The sequence below is a fragment of the Kitasatospora sp. NPDC048286 genome (genome assembly GCF_043201735.1).
Taxonomy (GTDB): domain Bacteria; phylum Actinomycetota; class Actinomycetes; order Streptomycetales; family Streptomycetaceae; genus Kitasatospora.
In genome coordinates this window covers 1-19,377 of sequence record NZ_JBICZE010000027.1, presented here as the reverse complement: position 1 = coordinate 19,377, position 19,377 = coordinate 1, and the positions used below count along the sequence as shown (strand labels likewise).

Sequence of the window (19,377 nt, the reverse complement as noted above, 5' to 3'; positions counted from 1 at the left end):
ATCAGCCCCTGAGGTCCACCAACAGCGGCGGCACCTGCTCCCCCGACACCGCCGTCAACGACACCACCGCATGCCCCGCCGGCAACGCGTGCGCCAGATCCGACGGCGACCACCGCAGCCGCTCCACGTCCCGCGTCGTCACCGACTCCGTCTGCGCCGTCGTCCCCGACAACGCCTTCCGCCCGATCCGGCCGGCGCGCCTTATCACGCCTCCGGAGGTGTCGGGGGTGTGGGTGACCGCGGTCTCCTGCACCAGGTGCGTCCCCCAGGCCTCCGAGAACAGCTTCCCGTCCCACGGGGCGATCCCCGGGAACGCCATCCGGCAACCGACCGCGCCGAACAGCGGCGCCCGCAGCGCCTCGGGCAGGTCCACCAGCGTCCGCAACAACAGCACCGCACCCGCGTTCACCCCGCGCATCCGCTGCAGCCCGCGCACCGCGGTGGCGTCCAACGCCGCCGAGGCGTCGTCCACCACCAGTCCGGCGAACAGCGAACGGTCCTCGCGGGCCCCGGCGGCCTGCACGAACTGCCCCACCACCAGCCTGGACAGCATCCGCGCCGCCTCCGGGTGGCTCCGCTCGGGCAACTTCACCCGCACCCGCAGCGGATGGTCCAGCACCCGCATCGCGAACGGAGGCCGCCCGGTGCCGTCGGTCGCGAAGGCGCCCTCGAAGGCCGGCCGCTCCAGCAGCGCCAGCCGGTCCGCCAGCAGCGCCCCGGGATCGTCCGCCCGGTCGCGCTGCCGCTCCCGGTACTCCAGGTCCCGCTCGTGGACCGCCAACCGGCCGGCCACCCCGAGCGCCTTCACCAGCGCCGCCAGCACGTCCGCCTCACCGGCCAACAGCGCCCGCAGCTCCCGCACCCCCGGATAGCGGCCGTACGCCGCGTGGAACGGACCCACCACCTGCTGCAACGCCGTACGGGCGTGCTCCGCGCGGGCGGTCAGCTCGTCCGGCAACAGCGCCTCGGCCAGCCGGGCGGCCGCCTCATCCGGATCCCGCGCGGCGCCGTAGAGGTCCAGCCCGTACAGCGAGGACGGATCGCCGGGCGCGATCACCACGTCGTACCAGGAATCCGGGCCGAGATCGGCGTCCGCCGCCCCGACGACGACCGCGCAGGCCGTACCGGACAGCGCCTGCAGGCACAGCGCCTCGGCCACCGGCCGGGCCAGCCGCGCCGTCTTCCCCGTACCGGCCGGGCCCACCGCCAACAGCGAGGTGCCCAGCACCGCCGGGTCCAGCGCGAAACCGGCCGATCGGTGACCCAACGGGTTCTTCGGGACGTCCTGGGCGGTGCCGAGCCGGACCTGACCGAGCAGCAGATCGTGCCGCTCGGCGCGGCCGGGCAACTCGCGCGCCTCGGAGGGATGGGCGAAGGCCGCCGCACCGCGGGTGGCCACCTGCTCGGTGAAAGCGGGCACGAACGCCGGGTCCGCCTGGGCGGACTCCCAGGCGCGCCGGATCCGCACGTAGTCGACGTCCCCCACGGGCTCGCGGTCCAGCCGGGCGGCCGCCTCAGCCGCACCGCCCTGCCGCAGCCCGTCCCACGGGTCCTGCCCGCGCCCGGCCTCGGGCGTCCCCGGGGCGTCCTCTTCGGCGGGCTGCTCCTGCGTCACCGTGCGCGACAGCAGCGGCGCGGCGTAGCGGCGCCAGACTTCGGGCCAGCGGCCCATGCGGCCGAAGATCTTGATGACGATGCCCATCACCAGGACATTCAGTGTCAGGACCACCGATGTCGCAACAAAGGCCGACTGCGACGGAAGAACTCCGATCAGCGTTGCCCCGTCCGTGGCGAACTCAACGCCATAAACGAACGCCAGCCAGCCCACCACCGCGTTCAGCCCCGCCCGCAGCAGCAGCGGCCAGGTCGCGACCTTGGCCGCCTCGGCCCGCTCCGGGTCGAGGCGGCGGTAGCCGAGCCGGTAGACGCCCGGGTCGGCGGCGGGTCGCGGGGCGCAGGCCCACGCCGGGAGGTCGAAGGCCCCGTCCGGGCCTGTGCCCGGGCGTTGGTGGGGCAGGGGGGTCGGGGGTCTGGTGGTGGTGTGCTCGCCGTGGTGGTGTGCCCCGTCCTGTGCCATGTACGGCCCCGCTCCCTCGCCCGCCCCGGCCCGACCGCCGTCGGTGCCGCCATACCCATGCCGCCGTGCCGGCGACACGCCCGCGCTCAGGGTAGTGGAGCGTGGCCTGCGGGTAGTCGCGCCACCCGCGCTGGCCGTGCCGGACAAGTCGGACGGCGCACTGCTACCGAGTGGCGCGTGCCGGGGTGGGGAGGGCGGCCGTAGCCTGCGAAGCACCGAGCCGAGAAGTCTGGAGAAACCCCATGAGCGCCGCAACGCCGCTCCCGCAGGAGCGCCGCCTGGTCACCGCGATCCCCGGTCCGAAGTCGCAGGAGCTGCACGCCCGCAAGCTGGGTGCGGTGGCGGCCGGTGTCGGCACCACCCTGCCGGTGTACGTGTCCCGTGCCAACGGCGGCGTGCTGGAGGACGTGGACGGCAACTCGCTGATCGACTTCGGTTCCGGCATCGCCGTGACGAACGTCGGCAACAGCGCCGAGGCCGTGGTGGCGAAGACGACCGAGCAGCTGGCCGCCTTCACCCACACGTGCTTCATGGTGACCCCGTACGAGGGTTACGTGGCCGTCGCCGAGCAGCTGAACGAGCTGACCCCGGGTGACCACGAGAAGCGCACCGCGCTGTTCAACTCGGGCTCCGAGGCCGTCGAGAACGCGGTGAAGATCGCCCGCGCCTACACCAAGCGCCAGGCCATCGTGGTGTTCGACCACGGTTACCACGGCCGCACCAACCTGACCCTGGCGCTGACGGCGAAGAACATGCCGTACAAGCAGGGCTTCGGTCCGTTCGCCCCCGAGGTCTACCGGGTGCCGGTCGCCTACCCGTACCGCTGGCTGACCGGTGCGGAGAACGCCGCCACCGAGGCCGCCGCCCAGGCGATCGACACCATCAACAAGCAGATCGGCGCCGAGAACGTCGCCGCGATCATCATCGAGCCGATCCAGGGTGAGGGCGGCTTCATCGAGCCGGCCAAGGGCTTCCTGCCGGCGATCGTGGAGTTCGCGAAGGCGAACGGCATCGTGTTCGTCGCGGACGAGATCCAGACCGGCTTCTGCCGCACCGGCCAGTGGTTCGCGTGTGAGGACGAGGGCATCGTCCCGGACCTGATCACCACGGCGAAGGGCATCGCGGGCGGTCTGCCGCTGTCGGCGCTGACCGGCCGCGCCGAGATCATGGACGCCGCGCAGACCGGTGGCCTGGGTGGCACCTACGGTGGCAACCCGGTGGCCTGTGCCGCCGCGCTGGGCGCCATCGAGACGATGAAGGAGCAGGACCTCAACGGCAAGGCGCAGCGGATCGGCGAGATCATGCTGGGCCGCCTGCGGGCCATGCAGGAGAAGTACGAGATCATCGGTGAGGTCCGCGGCCGCGGCGCGATGATCGCCGTCGAGCTGGTGAAGCCGGGCGGCAAGGAGCCGAACGCGGAGGTCACCGCGGCCATCGCCAAGGCCTGCCACGCCGAGGGCCTGGTCGTGCTGACCGCCGGCACCTACGGCAACGTGCTGCGCTTCCTGCCGCCGCTGGTCATGCCGGAGCACCTGCTGAACGAGGGTCTGGACATCCTGGAGGGCGCGTTCGCCGCTCTCTGAGCGGTGTCGCCCGTCGGGTCGTGAACCCCCTTCCGGAGGGTTGTCCGGACAGCGCTGAACGGCCCGTGGGGACCTCTGGTCCGCACGGGCCGTTCGGTTTCCGGGCGCACGCTGCGCATGGCGCGCACAGTGTGCCCGGCCGCGCGGTGCGCGCACCGCGGGCGGTCCTGCATGATCGACGGAGGGCCCGAGAAGTCGCCCGGCGCAGGGTGAAGATGATGTGCGGAATCGCTGTAGGCGCTCGGCGCGGAAGGGCTGTTGACGTAGTGTCATCGCAGATGGACAGCGAGCCTCAGCCGTCGGCGCGGCCGTCCGCGGGGCCTCTTCGGGGGCCGGTTCCGCGGGTGCCGCACGAGGACGACCAGGCCGGCCCGGGAGGGTCGGCGCCCACTGAAGGCCGATCGACCGACCGTCCGACCCACACCCCCCGGGGCGCGCGGAACGGCGATCATCAGAGCCGCCCCGGAGCTTCCCCCCCTGCTCCGGGGCGGCTGTCCGCTGTTGCGGGCCGGGCGGCGCGGTCGGTGGCCGTGCCGGTGGTGGCCGCGGTGCTGCTGGTGGTGGTGTCCTGGCAGGTCGCGGCGGACGGGCCGCTGCTCGGCGTGGACCGGTCGGTCCGCCGGGCCGTCCGGACGGCCCACTCGGACGTCCCGAACACGCTGGTCGACCGGCTCGGCCACGTGTTGTCGGACCTGGGCAGCGGTGTCCCGGCGATTCCGGTGCTGTTGCTGGCCGGCGCGCTGGCTGCCTGGCGGGGGCGCCGGGCCGGGCACTGGTGGCTGCCGCTGCCGGTGGCGGCGCTGACGGCGGGGCTGATCCCGCTGCTGGTGGTCCCGGCGAAGGCGGTCTTCGCCCGGCCGGGTCCGCTGGGGGATCCGCTGACGGCGGGCCAGTGGGGCTGGTACCCCTCCGGGCACACCGCGACCGCGACGATCTCGTACGGGGTGGCGGCGCTGTTGCTGGCCCGGGTGGTGGGGCCGCGCGCGGCCCGGTGGTCGGCGGCGGGTGCGGTGCTGTTGTCGCTCGGGGTGGGTGCGGGGCTGGTGTGGAGCGACTTCCACTGGCTGCTGGACGTGGTGGCGAGTTGGTGCCTGGCCGTCCTGGTGCTGTGGCCGCTCGCCCGGTGGCTGCCCCGGCCGGGTGCCGGGGGGCGTCAGGCCTCGGGGTCCTCGTTGCGGTGAACCAGGCCGGGTTCGCCGTTGTCGCGGTGCCACTCGATGACGAGTTCGTCGCGGGCGCCGAAGCGGACCAGGTGGCGGCCGACGACGTCCTCCAGGCCGGGCAGGTTCTCGCGCTCGCCCTCGACGGTGAGCAGCAGCGCGTCCGGCTGCGCCTCCAGGGTGGCGGTGCCGGCGCCGAAGACCATCGTGCCGCGGCCGGTCTCCTCGGAGTAGACGGCTTCGATCTTGCGCCCCATGTGGGCGGTGAGCTGCTTGGCGTAACGGCCCGGGCGGTCGGTGGCGACGCGGGCTTCGGAGCGGGGCATGGGCCCTCCAGGGTTGGGGAGGGAAACTTAGGGTCCCCTCACTTGGGAGTACGCTAACCCAGATACTGAGCTAGGCTCAACATATTTCCGCGATCGCCCTCCGCCGCCGGCCGCGGGCTCCGCCCCGACGGCTACCCTGGGGCGGACGCCAGCCGAGGAGACCGCCGATGACCACCACGCCGACCGACGAACCGGCGGACCCCTCCCCCGGCCCCCGGCCCGGCGCAGCGGGCAGCGCCGCCGAACTGGCCGACGCGATGACCAGAGCGATCAAGCGGATCCGCCGTCAGACCGGCTGGCGACTGGAGCCCTACGGCATCACCCCCGGCCAGGCCCGGGCGCTGCGCACGCTCGCCCACGTGCCCGGCTGCGAGTCGCCGGACCGTGCGATGCGGCTGAGCGACCTCGCCGACAAGCTGCACATCGCCCCGCGTTCGGCGACCACCGTGGTCGACGCGCTGGAGGAGGCCGGCCTGGTCGAGCGCAGCCCCGACCCGGCCGACCGGCGGGCGGTGCGGATCCTGCTGACGGAGGCGGGCCGGGCGGCGGTGGAGCGGATCGGGCAGGTCCGGGACGAGGTGGCCCAGGAGTACTTCGGCGAGGTCAGCCCCGCCGACGAGGAGGTGCTGCTGCGGGTGCTGCGCTCCGCCGAGGCCCGCTTCCTGGAAGCCGGGCCGCCACGGCGGTAGCCACGGCCCGTCCTACCGGTCGTTCCCGGATCCCGGTCCGAGCCGATCGACGCGACGGGTCCTGGTCCCCGGCCGCAGCGCGGTGATCCCGATCCCGGCGATGACCAGCAGCGCGGCCACGGCGGCCGTCGGGCTGATCCGCTCGCCGAGCAGCAGCCAGGCCGAGGACATCCCGAACACCGGCACCAGCAGCGAGTAGGGCGCGACGGCGGTCGCGTCGTAGCTGCGCAGCAGGAAGCTCCAGGCGACGAAGCCGAGCAGGGTGGAGACCAGCCCGACGTAGGCGATCGCCCCCAGCCCGGCCGGGGTGATGTCGCGCAGGGCGCGCAGGTCCGCTTCCGGGCCCTCGACCAGCAGGGACAGGGCCAGGAGCGGCAGCGGCGGGACGGCGCTGACCCAGACCATCCAGCGCAGCGCGTCCGGCGGCGCGGCCTTGCGGGTCAGCACGTTGGCCAGTCCCCAGGCGACGGCCGCCAGGACGACCAGGGCGAAGGCCCCGAGCGGCCCGCCGGCGCCCTGGTCCCAGGCGCTCAGGGCGATGCCGGCGAAGGCGACCGCCAGGCCCGCCAGCCGCTGTCGGCCGGGGCGTTCGCGCAGCAGTACGGCGGCGAACAGCGCGGTGAAGCCGGCCTGCCCCTGGAGCACCAGGGAGGAGAGCCCGGCCGGCATCCCGGCGTGCATGCCGAGGAAGAGCAGCCCGAACTTGACCACGCCGAGGACCGCGCCGACCGCCACGACCCAGCGCCAGGCCACCCTGGGCGGGCCGACGAAGAAGACCGCCGGCACCGCGACGACGGCGAACCGCAGGGCGCAGAAGAGCAGCGGCGGGAAGCTGTCCAGGCCGACGTGGATCAGGACGAAGTTGAGGCCCCAGACGGCGGCCACCAGGACGGCCAGGGCGATGTGACGCGGGCTCATGCCGCCCCGGCTGCCGTTGCCCCCCGTACGTCCCGTGCCACTCGTGCTGCTCGTGCTGCCTGTGCTGGGCCGGCCGCTCGGGGCGGCGGCGGTTGTCGCGGTCATGGGTCGAGCATGGTGGCGCCGGACTGTGTAGCACCAGCGATGAATACTGAAGAGGACACTTTAGGATCACTGCATGATGGATCTGGGGCGCCTGCGGGCGCTGCACGCGGTGGCGGTGCACGGCTCGGTCGGCGGGGCGGCCGCCGCGCTCGGTTTCACGCCCTCGGCGGTCTCGCAGCAGATCGCCAAGCTGGAGCGGGAGACCCGGACGGTGCTGCTGGAGCGGCAGGGCCGGGGCGTGGTGCTGACCGACGCGGCGCGCGAGCTGGCCGTCACCGCGCAGACCGTGCTGGGCCTGGTGGAGCAGGCCGAGGTGCGGCTGGAGGAGCAGCGCGGCCAGGCCGTCGGGCGGCTGCTGGTGGCCGCGTTCCCGTCCGGTGCCCGCGGCCTGATGCCCGGGGCGCTGGCCGATCTGCGGCGGCGCTGTCCGGAGCTGGACGTCCGGCTGCTGGAACGCGACCCGTACCCGGCGGCCGAGCTGGTGGCCCGGGGCGAGGTGGACCTGGCGCTGGTGCAGGACTGGCCGACCGTACCGCTGCCGGTGCAGGAGGGCGTGTCCCGGATGGACCTCGGCACGGACCCGGTGGACCTGCTGCTGCCCGCCGGCGACGGGCTGGCCGCACTCGACCCGGTGCCGGTGGAACGGCTGTGCGGGCAGCGCTGGATCAGCGTGCCGCCGGGCAACATCTGCCACGACTGGCTGGTCCGCACCCTGCGCGAGGCCGGCGAGGAGCCGGACGTGCGCTACCAGGCCGGGGAGTTCGAGACGCAGATCGCGCTGGTCGCGGCCGGGCTGGGGATGGGCCTGGTGCCGCGGCTCGGACGGGGCCCGCTGCCGCCGGGGGTGGTGGCCCGCCGGGTGACGCCGGAGCCGAGCCGCCGGGTGTTCGCGCTCTGGCGCTCCCAGGCCTCCCGGCGGCCGGCCATCACCGAGGCGCTGGCGTCGATGCGGGAGTGCTGGGGGCGGCTTCCGGTCTGAGGGCCGCCGTGTCCGGGTGCGCGGCGGACGGTCCGGACCCGAGCCTCGTGTCCGGACTCGTATTGGGCTTCTGACGGGCCTCGTACGCGCGTCGCGCGGGCTCAGCCGGCGAGGCCGATCACCAGCCACATGAAGCCCACCCCGGCCACGGTGCAGAGCAGGGTGCTGCGCGAGGGGTGCGGGCTGTGCGCCTCGGGGAGGATGTCGGAGGTCGCCAGGTAGAGCAGGAAGCCGGAGAAGAAGCCCAGGTAGAGGCCGAGCAGGTGCCCCGGGATGGTGAACGCCAGGGTGATCGCCGCGCCGGACACCGGGGCCAGAGCGTCCGCGGCGAGCAGGGTCAGTGCCCGCCGCCGGTTGTTCCCGTACAGCCGGGTGATCGTGTACGTGTTGAAGCCGTCGGCGAAGTCGTGCGCGACCACCGCGATGGCCACCACCGTGCCGACCGTGGTGCCGGCCTGGAAGGCGGCGCCGATCGCGAAGCCGTCCATCACGCTGTGTCCGACCAGGGCCAGCGCGGCGGTCAGCCCGATGCCCTGGCGCCCGGCGGAGTGGGCGTGCCCGTGGTGGCCGTGGGAGTGCGCGGCGTACTCGCCCTCGTGGCCGCGGTGGATGGCGACCGCGCGCTCGACCACGTGGATGGTGAGGAAGCCGGCCGCGAACATCAGCAGCGCCTGCGGCACGCCGTGCACCTCGCCCGGCGCCTGGTGGAGCGCCTCGGGCAGCAGGTCGAAGGCGACCACGCCGAGCATCAGTCCGGCGGCGAATCCGAGCACCAGGTGACGGCGGTCGCGGGTCCGCTGGGCGACGAAACCGCCGACCAGGGTCATCAGGAACGCCGCGGCGGCGACCAGTACCGCGGTCATCGGGTCGGCTCCGCCGCCGGTCCGGCCTGGCGGCCGGGGCCTTCGTCGGATGGTCCGCCGAGCGCTCTGCCCATTCCTCTCCCCCTGGGATCCGCCCGTGACCGGGCCGATCGCCGACCGTACCGGACGCCTGTTCGGCGGTGATCACCCGGGGTGCCGGGGCGCGGTCGGGAGCCGTCCCCCCAGCCTCGGCCCGGGCCTGCGGGGACGCCTGCCGGACCGGCCGCCGGGTGGGCCGTCGGAGTGAGTCCGCCGACCGGGGCGAGGGGCCGGTCAGCCGCCGGTGGCGAGCGGCAGACCGAGGTGGGTGTGGGCGAGTTCGCGGACGCCTTCGCCGTCGATCAGGTGGATGTGCCGGTGGCCCTCCTCGGCGGTGAGGTCCAGCACCTCCTCGGTGAACCGTCCGGTGGTCAGCCGCAGGCCGCGCTCGGCGGACTCCTCGCCGACCGCCTCGGCCAGGGTCTCGATCTGCTCGGCGCCGACCGACGCGGTGTCCCGGGAGGCCCAGACCACCCAGCGGCCGGGCAGCGCGGTACCGGGCGCGCCCTCGCCGGTGGCGACCAGCCCCGCCGGACCGCGCAGCCGGACGCTCCACTGCGCCATCCCGCCGCGGGTCAGCAGGTCCCGCACCAGCTGGGCGAACTCGTTGGCGGACAGGTCGGCGGCGGCCGGCACGGCGGCCCCGGCCTGGGCGGCCGGCCGGACACCCGCCCGGTCGTACGGGTCCGGGGTGACGGCGGCGCCGAGCTGACGCAGCCGCACCAGGGCCTCGTCCTGCTCGGCGTCGGCGTAGACGCCCTCGTCGTCACGCTCCTCGTACGGGGTGCCCGGCGGCAGCAGCCGGGTGCGGGCCAGCGCGTCCCGGTCGGCGTCCACGCTGACCAGGCAGACCGGCTCCGCCGTGGCGGGATCGCGCAGCCAGCCGTTGAGGACGACACCGGCGAGTATCTCGTCGGTGTCGACGGCGTCGGCCGCCTGCAGGGCGCGCAGGGCCAGCCGGGCGACCAGCCGCAGGTAGTCGGTGGCCCGGTCCGCGGTCGGGCGCGGCACCGGGAGGATGTCGCCGTCCGGGGCGAACCGGTAGCCGGTGAGCGAGGGCACCAGGTCGAGCGCCGGCAGGTCGAGGTCCAGCACGGCGGTGCGGGTGAGCGGGCGGAAGACCGCCCGGCAGGGGGTGGGCAGGTCCTGGGTGGCGGTCTCGGCGGCGGCCAGCGCCCGTTCCAGCAGCGACTCCACGGCGGCCGGCTCGGCCAGCCGGTAGGCCCGCCGACACTCCTCCAGGCTCTCGTTGTACTCGCGGACGGCGCGGGCCCGGGCCTGCTCGGCCGCCTCGTGGGCGCGCCGGGACTCGTCGGCGGCCGGGCTGCCGGCCTCGGCCCGGCGGGCGCGCCACTCCCGCAGGGCGCGCTGGTGGGTGAGCCGCGCCTGGGCCAGCTCCCGCTGGTAGCCCGAGTCGAGCAGCCGTCGGGACGGGCCGCTCTCCGGGTCGGCCGCGGGCGGCTCGGCGGGCGCGAAGTCCTCCCAGCGGGGCTCGGCCCCGTCGTCGGCGCCGGGGCCGTCGGCCGGGTAGGGGCGGGGCTGGTAGTGGCGCAGCTGGCTCTCGAAGTCCATGGCCGAGACGGGCAGCGCGGCCCGCCGCAGCAGGTCGGCCAGCCGGTCGTGGTCGGCCTGGACGGCGCGCGTGCGGTGGTGGGCCAGGGCGGCGGCCCGGGCTTGGGCCGCCACGGCCTCGTCCGGGTCGGCCTCACCGGAGGCGGAACCGGAGGCGGAACCGGAGGCGGAACCGGAGCCGGAGCCGGAGCCAGGGTGGCCGGGGCCCCGGTCGGTTCCCTGGCCGGCGGACCCGGGGCCGGCGGGGGCCGGCTCGGACGGGCCCTTGCCGGACGGGTGCTCACCGGACGGGCCGTCACCGGACGCGCCGCCGTCGGGGCGGCCGGTGACGGCGCTGTCCGGTGCCGGACCCTCCGCGGCACCGAAGTCACGGAAGACCGAGGCGAGGAAGCCCGGCCGGGGGAACTGGACGGTGGCGGTTCCGTCGGACTGGCCGTCTGCTGAGTACTGCATCGGTCGTCGTTCCCCCATGCTCGTCCGGCTCCTGCCCGGGGCGGTCGGCGAGCCTGTGGACCCGCTCCTGCCGGACATTGTCCCCCGAACGGGCGCAGCGGTCAGCCAAGCCGCTCAGTTGGTCCGGGTGTTGGTCAGGTGCAGACCGATGTAGCCGACGTAGATCCGGCCGCTGCCGGAGCAGTCGTCCAGGTAGTGCAGCCGGGGCGCGGTGCGGCCACCGCCGATCCGCAGGTGCGCCCCCATGAAGGCGCGCCGGGAGGAGTCGACGCATTCCGGCACCGGCAGCATCCGCTCGCGCTTCCACTTGGTGTGACTGAACACCGTCCGGGACTCCCCGCGGACCGCCTTGCGGGGCGGGAAGCGGCGACAGCCCTCAGGGGTCCGCTCGCACCACTGCTTGAAGTCCCCGCCGGCCGCACCACGCACGGCCGCCTCGGCGTACTCCTGGAGGGCGGTCAGCCCGTCCCAGGCGAGCCGGGCCCAGCCCGCGCCCGCGCACTGGAGCCCGTCCAGGGCGAGCGCGTTCTTCTGGTCACCGGTGAAGGTCACCAGCGGGAACTCGCCCAGTCTGGCCATGAGTTCGGTGAAGGTCTCGGGCACGCCACCGAGGTCGGGGGGCTGGGCCGTGGGGTGCGGCGCCCCGGCGGCCGGCCCGCCGCCCGGTGCGACGCAGTGGCGCCCGGTCAGGGCGCGGGCTCCGGAGCGGAGACGGCCCTCCCGGATGTCCCGCCCGTCGCGGCCCTCCCGGCCCTGGCCGTGCTCGCGGTGGTCGCGGTGGTCGCGGCGCTCCAGGCGCGGGGTGCGCCGGACTGGCTCCGACTCGTCGGCCCTGGCCTGCTGTCCGACGCGGTCCCGCTGCTCCTCGCGGACGAGCACGGCCGGTTCGGCGCCCCGGGAAGGGACGGCCCCGTCCGCGGTCCGTACGGTGGCCTGCCCGACGGCGCGCTCGGCCGCCGGCTCAGTCGCCGACTCGACTGCCGGGTCGACGGCCTGCTCCGCCGGCCGGCGGAGCTGTGGCGGCGGAACACGCAGCACGGGGACGGCCGCCAGTGGCGGGGGCAGTGGCCGCTCGGCGGCCAGGCGGCGCGGCTCGCGGGCGAGCAGCCCGGCGGCGCGGCGCAGATCCTCCTCTATTCGGCTCCGGGCGAGTACCGGATGTCGGGCGCTGTCCTGCCGGGAGGCCGGGTCGACCTCGGGCAGGTAGGTGCGCACCGCGCCGCCGTAGACGGTGTGGTACTCCAGCGCGACGTTGAATCCGGTGCGGGCGCCGGGGTCCAGCACGTAGGCGGTGGCGAGGCCGGGCAGTTGCTGGCAGAGCGGGGCCACCACGTCCTGCACCCAGTGGTCGAGCGGGAGGTTCACCGGGACGCTGGCCACCACCGTCGGCAGCCTGCGTTCGGGATCGCACAGCTCGTCGATCAGGGCGTCCACCTCGTCCGCCGTGATCAGCCGGGGTGCGGAGTGGACGGCGGCCGGGCCGTCGGTGGCGTCGAGCAGCGGGAGGAGCGAGCGGGCGAGTTCGGGCACCGGCACCCGGCACGGGGTGCGCACGCCGCTGCCGGTGTTGTGGGTCTCGGCCTCCAGCCGGACCCAGGTGGGGCCGTCGGGAGCGGTGGCCACGGTGAGGGTGAGCTGCTGGGTGCCGTGCGGGGCCGGGGTGCGCAGGCGGCGGCGGTGGTAGCGGCCGGTGCCCGGGTCGCCGCGCAGCGGCCCCTGGTCGCGGTCGAGCAGGACACGCTCGCCCAGGCGGAGGCGCTCGGTGCTGGGAGCCGGTTCGGCACTCCGCCCGACGGCGGCGTGGTGGACCGGTGGGGGCTCCTCGAAGCCCTCCTGCTTCAGCCAGTCCGCCAGTTGTTCGTCGGCCAGGGCGACGGCGTCGGCGTGCGTGAGGGCCGTGGTGACCGTCATCCGGTAGGGCGTCGCCGGACCACGGGGGCCGGGCAGGTCGGCGGCGGTGTGCGAGCGGACGCGGTTCGGGGCGGTGCGGTTGGCGATCGGATGGTTCGAGGTCGGGTGGGTCGGCGCCGGGTGGGTCGAGGTCAGATGGTTCGAGGTCGGGCGGCCGGGGGCCGGGCGGTCGGGGGTCGGAGTCGTCGCGGACGGGGGATTCGAGGTCGAACGGTCTGAGGTCATGCGCATACCTCCGTGGTGCGGGGTGGGGTCCTGTGTCCTCCATCGATGGTTTCGTCCGGTTCTGCCGGAACCTTGCCCAGGAAACGCCACGGCCCGGAGCGGAAGTTCCAACTCCGGGCTACGACACTACGTTCGGGTGAATCTGCTCAAGCGGTCTTCCGCGTGGCGCGGGGCCGGAGCTACAAGAGACGGCCGGTCAGGGGCCGTCCCCTGGCCGCCCGACGGCTCCTGCGACCCGCCGGCCCCACGAGGTGCCGCCCGCCCCGCCGGTCAGACCGGCACCTCGACGTAGGTGCGGCCGGCCGGGACCGCCGCCGCGGTGCCGCCGGTCGCCTCGGCCAGCCAGGTGTGGAAGTCCGCCACGTCCGGCTCCGGCACGCCCACCTCGATCCGCACCCCGGTGGCCTCGTACGCCAGGTCGCTCACCGCGTACCCGGCCGCCCGCAGGTCGTTCTCCACCCGTCCGGCCCGGACGTGGTCCACCGTCACCGCGAGCAGCGCGACCGGCCGGCGCTCCAGCAGGCCGATCTCGTCCACCGCCTCCGACACCGCGTTCCCATACGCCCGCACCAGGCCGCCCGCGCCGAGCTTGATCCCGCCGAAGTACCGGGTGACCACGGCGACGGTGTCGGTCAGCCCGCGCCGGCGCAGCACCTCCAGCATCGGCACCCCGGCCGTGCCGCCGGGTTCGCCGTCGTCGCTGGAGCGCTCGCGGCGCTGGTCGTCGCCGACCACGAAGGCGGTGCAGTTGTGCCGGGCGTCCCAGTACTGCTTGCGGATGCCGGCGATGAAGGCCTGCGCCTCCTCCTCGTCGGCGACCCGGGCGAGGTGGCAGATGAACCGGGACTTCTTGATCTCGGTCTCGTGGCTGCCGGCCCGCCGGATGGTGAGGTACGGCCTGGCGGTGGGCTCCGGCGTGGCGGACATGGTGTGGGGGTCCTCCCGAGGACGGCGAAGGCTGACGGCGCACGCTCCGGCGCACCGGGGCGGCACCGCCAGCCTAGTTGGCGCCCGACGGGAGGGACCGGCGGCCGACTGCCGGCGCTTCAGCGGCCGGCCAGCGCGTTCAGCCGCGCGCGGTCCAGGCCGGTCAGCGCGGTGACCTCGGCGAGGTCGACGGCCCCGCAGTCCACGCCGCGCACCAGGTAGCCGCTCAGCGCCCGGGCGGTGGCGGGCTCGTCCATCACGGCGCCGCCCGTCTTCGCGAGGTACGCGGCCAGCCGGGCCGCCGCGGCCGCCAGGCCCTCGCGGTAGAAGGAGTAGACCGCGACGTAGCGGGTGGGCAGGTGCGCCGGGTGCATGTCCCAGCCCTGGTAGTAGGCGCGGGCCAGCGAGCGGCGGACCAGGTCGTGGTGGAGCCTCCAGGCGGCGTGCACCTGCTCGGTGGAGCCGGTCGGGAGGACGTTGGTCGAGCCGTCGGAGAGCCGGACCCCGGTGCCGGCGGCCGCCACCTGCATGACCGCCTTGGCGTGGTCGGCCACGGGATGGTCCATGCTCTGGTGGGCCGCGCTGACGCCGCAGGCGGCGCTGTAGTCGAAGGTCCCGTAGTGCAGGCCGGTGGCCCGCCCCCCGGCGGCCTCGATCATCCGGGCGACGGTGGCCCGGCCGTCCGGGCCGAGGATCGCCTGGGTGGTCTCGATCTGGATCTCGAAACCGATCCGGCCGGCGGGCAGCCCGGCCCTGCCCTCGAAGTCCTCCAGCAGCCGGACCAACGCGGTGACCTGCTCGGCGTAGGTCACCTTGGGCAGGGTGAGCACCAGGCCGTCCGGCAGCCCGCCGGCGGCCGACAGGGTGGCCAGGAACAGTTCCAGGGTGCGGATGCCGCGGGCCCGGACGGCGGCCTCCATGCACTTGATCCGGATGCCGAGGTACGGCGGGGCGCCGCCCTCGGCCACCGTCGCGGCGACCAGCTCGGCGGCGCGGACGGCGGCCGCGTCCTCCTCCGCGTCGGGGCGGGGGCCGTAGCCGTCCTCGAAGTCGATCCGCAGGTCCTCGATCGGCTCGCGCTCCAGCTTGGCGCGGACCCGGGCGTACACGTCGGCGAGCAGTTCGTCGTCCGCGACGCCGAGGGCGCGGGCGAGCTCGGCGGGGGTGGCGGCGTGGCGGTCCAGGGCCTCCAGGGCCCGGCGGCCCCACTCCCGCACGGTGTCGGCCCCGAAGGCGTCGGCCGGGACGTAGACGGTGTGCACCGGCTGCCTGGTCCCGGGCTCGCCCGGGTAACGGTGCGCCAGGTCGGCGTCGACCGGCGCGAGCAGCGCCTCCACGGCGGCGCGGGCCGCGGTGGAGAAGGAGGCCCCGTCCGCCGGCCCGGTTGCGTCGGCTCCGACCCCTGTCATCCGCGCTCCTCCATGCCGAACCTTCACTTCAACACTTTGTTGAAGTGAAGGTAGCTCCGGCGGGACCGGGCGTCAATGACCGGCACCTCTGGCCGACCGGGCCCCGGACGGTGGCGGCCGCGGTCAGTCCCTCCCGGCGGCGGCATAGCGCTCGTTCAGCTCCGGGTACAGGTCGGCGACCTCCTTGGGGTGCACCGAACCGTCCGGGCCCTTCCCGGTGACGCCGAACTCCCTGGTCAGCCAGTCGGCGAGGCGCTGGGGGTCGGGCTGGTGGCCGTAGCTGTCCATGTACGAGACGAGCGCCTCGTAGGCGAGGTCCGGGTCGAGGCGCGCGGGCACCGGGGGGATCTCGCGCTGCTCGGCGTGGACCGGCTGCTCGGCGTGGGCACGCTCGTCGGCCGGGACCGGCTGCTCGGGCTCGGCGGGCTGCTCGGGCCGCTGCTGCAGGCCGACCGGGTGCTGCGCCTGCGGACCGGGCGCGGGCTCAGGCGCGGGAACGGGGGTGGAGTCGGGCTCCTCGGCGACCGGGCGCGGCGGCTTGAACCAGGGCGAGGCCTGGCCGGGCACCCGCCCGCCCGGGGCGGCGTCCGCCGGGTGGCCGGTGGTGCGGACCGGGCGGGCGGTCCAGACGTTCAGTTCCTCGCCACGCGGCTGCGGGACGGCGTCCGCCGCCTCCTCCGGCTCCTGAGCGGCCCGCAGCCGGACGGCGGCCAGCTTCGCGAGCATCGGTGCGGCGACCTCGGCGGACATCGGCGCGACGGTCGCGGACTGCTGCGGCTGTTCGGGCTCGACCTGCTCGACCTGCGGGGCAGCCTGCTGGACGGCCTCCGGTGCCTGCTGCCGGCGCTGGGGCTGCTGGGCCTGGACCTCGGCGGCCGGGGCGATGGCCGCGGTGGCGCGGTGCTCCTGAGGGGCCGTTCCCTGCGCCTCCGGCTCCGCCTCCGCCGACAGCTCGATGGCTTCGCGCTCGCGTCCCTCGTCGTCCAACCGGTCGAGCAGGGCCGGGTCCAGTGGCACGCCGAACTTGGCGAGCTTGAGCGGCAGCAGCGCCTGGATCGGCGCCGAGCGGCGCCAGCCACGGCCGTAGCGGAAGCGCAGCTGCGCCCGGTAGACCAGGCGGTTCTGTTCGAGTCGGATGACCTCGTCGTAGGAGCGGAGCTCCCAGAGCTTCATCCGCCGCCAGAGCCGGAAGGTCGGTACCGGGGAGAGGATCCAGCGCATCACCCGGACCGACTCCATGTGACGGTCCGCCGTGATCGCCGCGATCCGGCCGACCGCGTGCCGCGAGGCCTCGACCACGACGACGAAGAGCACCGGGATGACGGCGTGCATCCCCATGCCGAGTGGGTCTCCCCAGGAGGCGGCCGCGTTGAAGGCGATGGTGGCGACGGTCAGCAGCCACGCGGTCTGCCGCAGCATCGGGAAGGGTATTCGCAGCCAGGTCAGCACCAGGTCGAGCGCGAGGAGCACCACGATGCCGGCGTCCACACCGATCGGAAAGGCGTAGGAGAAGGCGCCGAAGCCCTTCTCCACGGCCAGTTCGCGCACCGCGTTGTACGACCCCGCGAAGCCGATGCCCGAGATGATGACAGCACCGGCCGCGACCAGGCCGAGCAGGCCCCGATGGGCCTTGGTGAGCGTTGGGCGTGCCATTACGTCTATCAACCCCTGGATGTCGGCTGCTGCCGTACGCTGCCTCGGCTGCCGAGTCCCGTTGCTCGGGCCCCCGGACGGCTGAGCAATCTCCGGGCTCGGCCCACCGGAGTTTACTCGTACACGTGTTTAAGCGTTCCCACAGCCTGGGGTGTCACAGTGGGGCGGAGCGACGCCGGTCTCCGGCACCGCGCGGAGCTGCGGTGGAGATGGGTCGGATCGTCACCGGGGCCGCCCCGCCGTGCCGTTGAGGTAGGCGAGCACGGCCAGCACCCGGCGGTTGGCGTCCTCGTCGGGGGCGAGTTCGAGCTTGCTGAAGATGTTGGCGATGTGCTTGGCCACCGCGCCGTCGCTCACCGACAGCCGGGCGGCGATCGCCGAGTTCGAGCAGCCCTCGGCCATCAGTTCCAGCACCTCGCGCTCGCGCGGGGAGAGCCGCTGCAGCGGACCGGACCGACGCGAGGTGGTCTGCATCAGCTTGGCGATCACGTCCGGGTCCATCGCCGTGCCGCCGGAGGCCACCCGGCGGACCGCGTCGATGAACTGCCCGGCGTTGAACACCCGGTCCTTCAACAGGTAGCCGATCCCCCCGGTGCCGTCGGCCAGCAACTCCCGCGCGTAGAGCTGCTGGACGTGCTGCGACAGCACCAGCACCGGCAGGCCCTCGATCTCCCGCCGGGCCTTGAGCGCCGCCTGCAGGCCCTCGTCGGTGAGCGTCGGGGGCAGCCGGACGTCGACCACGGCCACGTCCGGGCGGTGGGTCAGCAGGGCCTCCAACAGCTCGGGACCGGTCTCCACCGCCGCGGCGATGGTGAAGCCGTGCGCTTCCAGCAGCCGGATCAGGCCTTCGCGAAGGAGGTAGAGGTCCTCGGCGAGGACAACTCGCACGGCAACTCCAAGATGATGGTGGTGGGTCCGCCCGACGTGCTGTCGATGGAGAGGACACCGTCGAAGGTACCCAATCGCTTCTCGATCCCGCGCAGCCCCGTCCCGCGCGAAGGGTCCGCCACCCCCACGCCGTCGTCCGTCACCGTGACCCGCAGGAAGCCGGCCCGGTAGAGGATGTCCACCCACACCTGCTCCGCCCCGGAGTGCTTGGCCGCGTTGGCCAGCAGCTCGCAGACGCTGAAGTACACGGCGGCCTCCACCGCGGCCGGCAGCCGGTCCGGCAGGCTCACGCACACCTCGGTCGGCAGCGCGCTGTCCAGCGCCAACAGCTGGACGGCGTCGCCCAACCCGCGCTCGGCGAGCACCGGCGGGTGAATGCCCCGCACCAGGTCCCGCAGCTCCTGGAGGGCCCGGGCGGACGACTGGCGGGCCTCGGCGAGGAGCTCCCGCGCGGCCTCCTGGTCGGTGTCCATCAGGTGCTCGATCGTGCCCAGCGTCATCCCGATCGCGACCAGCCGCGCCTGGGCGCCGTCGTGCAGGTCCCGCTCGATCCGCCGCAGCTCGGCCGCCTGGTTGCCCACCGCATCCGCCCGCGTCTCCGTCAACTCGGCCACCCGCCTGGTCAGCTGGGCGTGCGACGCCCGGCCGTCCTGGTCCAGCACCCGCCGGGCCGCCTCCGCGTACATCCGCACCGCGAACGGTGCCACGAGTACCCCGACCACGATCATGGCCGCCCCGAGCACGGTGCTCAGCAGGATGGACGCCATCCGGCCGCTCAGCGGGCCGAAGTCGTTCACCGTCACCGGCCCCGACAGGATGTAGACGACGCCCAGCCCAAGCAGAACGGCCACCGGGCCGACCACGGCCGCCACGAGGAGCGGGTTCACCAGCATCCAGAGCAGCTCGGCACGGGTGGTCCGGTCCCGCAGGCCCCAGTGGACCAGCTGCGCGTACTTCGCCACCGTCCGCGAGCGGTGGTAGGTGTACCCCGTCCACCAGTGTCCGCGCCCGTCCAACTCCAGCTCCGGGCGCGGAGCGTAGGTGGCCGGCAGCCGTATGCCGAACCAGCGCGCCAGCTGGCCGCGGGCGCGGTCGGCGACGCTGCGGACCAGGAAGGCCGCCACCACCGAGCCGGCGATCGCCGCCACCAGCAGCGCGGCGAGGATCGCCGGGGAGTAGTTCTGGAGGAACTGGGCCGTGGTCACCCCGGAGAGAACGGCTGCCGCCACCGGCAGCACCACCCCCGGCACCGCGGTCAGCAGCACCACGACCAGCCGGGTCAGGGCCTCGCCGCCGGTCTCGAAGGCTGCCCGGGCCTGCGCACGTACGGACGTGCCGCCTGTACGACTCACTGTTGTCACGGGAAGCTCCTGATGCCGGTACCGATCGTCCTCCGTCAGTCTTCACGAACCGTCCATCACCCACACTGGCCATGGCACCCCAATTCCGGGGTGGACCTAGGACCACCTGCCGGTGGACAGAGTGACACCAGCGAGTGAGATGGTCCGGAAATGCGAAAAGCCCCTGATCCGAATGGATCAGGGGCTTTTCAGAAGAATTGTTCGGCGGCGTCCTACTCTCCCACAGGGTCCCCCCTGCA

General features: G+C 74.4%; 15 protein-coding genes. 4 read left to right on the top strand and 11 right to left on the bottom strand.

Annotated features, from left to right (window positions below):
* Nucleotide 1: 1 nt before the first annotated feature.
* A complete protein-coding gene (locus ACGF13_RS38670; protein WP_392884206.1) occupies nt 2–2,077 on the bottom strand; it encodes an ATP-binding protein in 2,076 nt (691 codons plus the stop codon).
* A 242-nt stretch (nt 2,078–2,319) separates the two neighbouring features.
* Here ACGF13_RS38670 and gabT point away from each other — a divergent pair, with 242 nt between their 5' ends.
* Together gabT and ACGF13_RS38660 are read left to right on the top strand one after the other, a co-directional pair.
* Nucleotides 2,320–3,660, top strand: coding sequence for a 4-aminobutyrate--2-oxoglutarate transaminase (gabT, locus tag ACGF13_RS38665; protein WP_392884205.1), 1,341 nt, complete (start codon nt 2,320–2,322; stop codon nt 3,658–3,660).
* A 524-nt stretch (nt 3,661–4,184) separates the two neighbouring features.
* Nucleotides 4,185–4,841, top strand: a complete 657-nt coding sequence (locus ACGF13_RS38660) for a phosphatase PAP2 family protein (protein ID WP_392884204.1) — start codon at nt 4,185–4,187, stop codon at nt 4,839–4,841.
* On the opposite strand, the gene ACGF13_RS38655 is transcribed toward ACGF13_RS38660, so the two are convergent.
* Nucleotides 4,814–5,146 (bottom strand): DUF2218 domain-containing protein, encoded by a 333-nt coding sequence (locus tag ACGF13_RS38655; RefSeq protein ID WP_392884202.1) that lies wholly within the window; start codon nt 5,144–5,146, stop codon nt 4,814–4,816. The genes ACGF13_RS38660 and ACGF13_RS38655 overlap by 28 nt on opposite strands.
* Nucleotides 5,147–5,313: 167 nt before the next feature.
* On the opposite strand from ACGF13_RS38655, the gene ACGF13_RS38650 reads away from it, so the two are divergent.
* Nucleotides 5,314–5,835: a MarR family winged helix-turn-helix transcriptional regulator gene (locus ACGF13_RS38650; RefSeq protein ID WP_392884200.1), complete on the top strand. Its 522-nt coding sequence runs from the start codon at nt 5,314–5,316 to the stop codon at nt 5,833–5,835.
* Nucleotides 5,836–5,847: 12 nt separating this feature from the next.
* Here the strand turns inward: ACGF13_RS38650 and ACGF13_RS38645 are convergent, their stop codons facing one another.
* Nucleotides 5,848–6,753, bottom strand: a complete 906-nt coding sequence (locus ACGF13_RS38645) for an EamA family transporter (RefSeq protein WP_392884198.1) — start codon at nt 6,751–6,753, stop codon at nt 5,848–5,850.
* A gap of 178 nt (nt 6,754–6,931) precedes the next feature.
* On the opposite strand from ACGF13_RS38645, the gene ACGF13_RS38640 reads away from it, so the two are divergent.
* Nucleotides 6,932–7,837 carry a LysR family transcriptional regulator gene (locus tag ACGF13_RS38640; protein ID WP_392884196.1) on the top strand — a complete coding sequence of 302 codons (906 nt, stop codon included), beginning with the start codon at nt 6,932–6,934 and terminating at the stop codon, nt 7,835–7,837.
* Between the two features lie 101 nt (nt 7,838–7,938).
* On the opposite strand, the gene ACGF13_RS38635 is transcribed toward ACGF13_RS38640, so the two are convergent.
* The 8 genes from ACGF13_RS38635 to ACGF13_RS38600 all read right to left on the bottom strand — a co-directional run bounded on the left by ACGF13_RS38635 (nt 7,939) and on the right by ACGF13_RS38600 (nt 19,138).
* Nucleotides 7,939–8,700, bottom strand: a complete 762-nt coding sequence (locus ACGF13_RS38635) for a ZIP family metal transporter (protein WP_392884195.1) — start codon at nt 8,698–8,700, stop codon at nt 7,939–7,941.
* A gap of 273 nt (nt 8,701–8,973) precedes the next feature.
* Nucleotides 8,974–10,764 carry a restriction endonuclease gene (locus ACGF13_RS38630; RefSeq protein ID WP_392884194.1) on the bottom strand — a complete coding sequence of 597 codons (1,791 nt, stop codon included), beginning with the start codon at nt 10,762–10,764 and terminating at the stop codon, nt 8,974–8,976.
* A 114-nt stretch (nt 10,765–10,878) separates the two neighbouring features.
* Nucleotides 10,879–12,900, bottom strand: a complete 2,022-nt coding sequence (locus ACGF13_RS38625; RefSeq protein WP_392884193.1) for a hypothetical protein — start codon at nt 12,898–12,900, stop codon at nt 10,879–10,881.
* A gap of 270 nt (nt 12,901–13,170) precedes the next feature.
* Nucleotides 13,171–13,827, bottom strand: coding sequence for a YigZ family protein (locus tag ACGF13_RS38620; protein WP_392884192.1), 657 nt, complete (start codon nt 13,825–13,827; stop codon nt 13,171–13,173).
* A gap of 119 nt (nt 13,828–13,946) precedes the next feature.
* Nucleotides 13,947–15,236 (bottom strand): DUF6986 family protein, encoded by a 1,290-nt coding sequence (locus tag ACGF13_RS38615; protein WP_392884190.1) that lies wholly within the window; start codon nt 15,234–15,236, stop codon nt 13,947–13,949.
* Between the two features lie 123 nt (nt 15,237–15,359).
* On the bottom strand, nt 15,360–16,889 hold the full coding sequence (locus tag ACGF13_RS38610) for a DUF2637 domain-containing protein (RefSeq protein WP_392884189.1): 1,530 nt from the start codon (nt 16,887–16,889) through the stop codon (nt 15,360–15,362).
* A gap of 222 nt (nt 16,890–17,111) precedes the next feature.
* Nucleotides 17,112–17,777, bottom strand: coding sequence for a LuxR C-terminal-related transcriptional regulator (locus ACGF13_RS38605; protein WP_392884188.1), 666 nt, complete (start codon nt 17,775–17,777; stop codon nt 17,112–17,114).
* Nucleotides 17,729–19,138: a histidine kinase gene (locus ACGF13_RS38600; RefSeq protein ID WP_392884186.1), complete on the bottom strand. Its 1,410-nt coding sequence runs from the start codon at nt 19,136–19,138 to the stop codon at nt 17,729–17,731. Before ACGF13_RS38600 ends, ACGF13_RS38605 begins: the two co-directional genes overlap by 49 nt.
* Nucleotides 19,139–19,377 lie beyond the last annotated feature (239 nt).